Source organism: Kaarinaea lacus, from assembly GCF_975902315.1.
This window is the reverse complement of sequence record NZ_CDLKIE010000086.1, coordinates 1-2,804: the sequence shown is the minus strand read 5'-3', so window position 1 is coordinate 2,804 and position 2,804 is coordinate 1. Positions and strand designations below refer to the sequence as shown.

The 2,804-nt window shown below is 45.6% G+C and carries 3 protein-coding genes; all 3 read left to right on the top strand.

Features of this window, described 5'->3' with window-relative positions; all coding sequences use genetic code 11:
- Positions 1-862: beta-ketoacyl-ACP synthase II (fabF, locus tag ACWVCM_RS02035; RefSeq protein ID WP_455200035.1), on the top strand; the 862-nt coding region annotated here is incomplete at its 5' end.
- 130 nt (positions 863-992) lie between these two features.
- Positions 993-2,399, top strand: a complete 1,407-nt coding sequence (locus ACWVCM_RS02030; protein WP_455200034.1) for an aminodeoxychorismate synthase component I — start codon at positions 993-995, stop codon at positions 2,397-2,399.
- Positions 2,400-2,499: 100 nt separating this feature from the next.
- The coding region (locus tag ACWVCM_RS02025; protein ID WP_455200033.1) for an aminotransferase class IV at positions 2,500-2,804 on the top strand (305 nt) is incomplete at its 3' end.

Sequence of the window (2,804 nt, the reverse complement as noted above, 5' to 3'; positions counted from 1 at the left end):
TCCTCGTAAAATTTCCCCGTTTTTTGTACCCGCAAACATTATCAATATGATATCCGGTAATGTTTCCATTATGTTCGGACTCAAGGGACCGAACTATGCTATAACGACAGCCTGTGCTACGGCGACACATTGTATTGGTGATGCCGGTCGTATGATCCAATATGGAGATGCAGATGTTATGCTGGCGGGTGGAGCGGAAATGGCGACGTCGCCGACCGGCCTTGGAGGATTTTGTGCTGCGCGAGCATTATCGACACGCAACGATAGCCCTGAAACTGCCAGCCGCCCGTGGGACAAGGATCGCGATGGTTTTGTTTTAAGTGACGGAGCAGGCGTAGTGGTTTTGGAAGAGTATGAGCATGCCAAAAAACGCGGTGCGACTATCTACGCGGAACTGATCGGTTTTGGTATGAGCGGTGATGCTTACCATATGACAGCACCCTCAGAAGGTGGTGAAGGTGCCCAGCGTTGCATGGAACTGGCAATGTCAAACGCGAAGATTAATCCAGACGAAGTCGATTATATTAATGCTCATGGAACCTCTACGCCTGCCGGCGATAAGGGTGAAACTGAAGCAACTAAAGCCGCTTTTGGAGACCATGCAAGAAAAGTTGCTATCAGTTCTACAAAATCCATGACTGGACATCTGCTGGGAGCCGCTGGTGGTATTGAAGCGATCTTTAGCGTTCTGTCTATTCGCGATCAAGTTGCACCGCCAACTATTAATATTGTTACACCGGATCCGGAATGTGATCTGGATTATGTGCCTGGTGAAGCGCGTAATATGAAAATTGATACCGTGCTTTCTAACTCGTTTGGTTTTGGCGGAACTAACGGAACCCTGGTGTTCAAAAAAACGTAGTGTATTTAACAAAGCCTGGGGTATTTATTAACCTGGGGAATTTAATAAATCTAACAGCAATTCACTTATGTTATGATCTGTGGGGATTGGTTCGAATCAACGCCAATTTTACACTGATTAAACATACCTAATGTCAGCTGACCAACCTATAGTTGTTCGACCAGTCGATAAGTCTTTCGATTTGTTGGCACTTCATGAATTAAATTCTGCTCGTTACCCTTATTTGCTTCAAACTGTTGCGCAAACAAGCCAGCAAGTTCATTTTGATATATTATTTGCCTGTCCTCAGCAAACTCTGGCCTTAGCCAGTACGGGAGAGCTGTCGCGAATTGCAGGCAATGAGGTCACAGCGAAATCTATTGAAAATTCTGAATTTCTCAACACATTTGAAAATCTCTGGCGGCAGGAGCAAATAAGCTCGGGTAATGCAAGTGACTTACCTTTTCGAGGCGGATGGTTTCTGTATCTCGGATATGAATTAGCACAACAAATTGAACCAAGCCTGGCTTTACCCAAAACTGGAAACAGTGATTTGCCAGTAGCGTTTGCGACGCGAATACCAGCAGCTATTATTGTAAATCGCTCCACAGGTCAGTGTTTTGCTATCGCTGAGCCCGGCTACGAAGATGCTTGCTTGAGTGAAATTCTCCAGGACATAGCCACTATTGCTGAAAGTGATCAAGCGCGCGAGTACGAAGTTGAGTCATCAAACAGCATAATCAAAGCGATTTACGAGGAGCCTGAAGAGAAATATCTTTCCAGCGTAAGGCGTATTAAACACTATATAAAAGAAGGGGATGTTTTTCAGGTAAATTTATCCCGCGAGTGGAATGCTGAATTAACGCCAGCAGTATCTCCTGCACAATTGTACCGCCGTTTAACGCAAACGAATCCGGCACCTTTTTTCGCACTGGCTGTTTATCATGAGCATGCGATTATCAGTTCATCGCCGGAGCGCCTGGTGAAGGTGAATGGTGATCAGGTGGAAACAAGACCAATTGCTGGAACCCGGCCTCGTGGCGATAACCAGGCTCATGATGATGCCAATTTGCAGGAACTCATTGGACACCCCAAGGAGCGTGCCGAGCACATCATGTTAATCGACCTGGAGCGTAATGATTTGGGTCGTGTTTGTGTTCCTGGTAGCGTGAAGGTCAATGAACTAATGGTATTGGAAACCTATGCTCACGTGCATCACATTGTTTCCAATGTACAAGGTACGCTGCACAGCACGTGCACCCCGAGTGAGGTCATTAAGGCGGTATTTCCGGGTGGTACCATCACAGGCTGTCCTAAGGTGCGTTGTATGGAAATTATTGCGGAGCTGGAACATGTGCCACGCGGCGCATATACCGGTTCTCTTGGATACGTGAATCATGATGGCAGTATGGATCTTAATATTTTGATTCGAACCCTGGTAAAGAACGGCAATCATCTCACTTTAAGGGCAGGAGCCGGGATCGTTGCAGATTCAGATCCTGAAAATGAGCTGGAAGAGACCCGGGCAAAAGCCAAGGGGCTATTGCTGGCTTTGTGATCTACTGGCATTTAAAATCCCACCGCAGGTGTTACACTTTTTAACTATTATCTATTTTTCCATCATTACAGTATTTAAAATAATGCTACAGGTTTAATCCTTGTCCAATTTTTTAATCAATGGTGAAATTGCTGAACAGCTGTCTGTGTCCGATCGTGGTCTACACTACGGTGATGGCATTTTTGAAACAATAAAAATAAAGTCTGGATCGTTGCAACACTGGGAAGAACATATGGCGCGATTGCAGATGGGTTGTCAACGTTTGCATATCCCGCCTGCTGATGTCACGGTCATTAAATCAGAAGCTGAACAGCTAATTAGTGATCGCGATAACGCGTCCAGTGACGCAATATTAAAAATAATCGTCACTCGCGGTAGTGGTCAACGTGGCTACAAGCTACCGGT

Bases quoted from the DNA above. Each gene is read 5' to 3' on its own strand.
- ACWVCM_RS02030 (WP_455200034.1), top strand. From the start codon at position 993: ATGTCAGCTGACCAACCTATAGTTGTTCGACCAGTCGATAAGTCTTTC.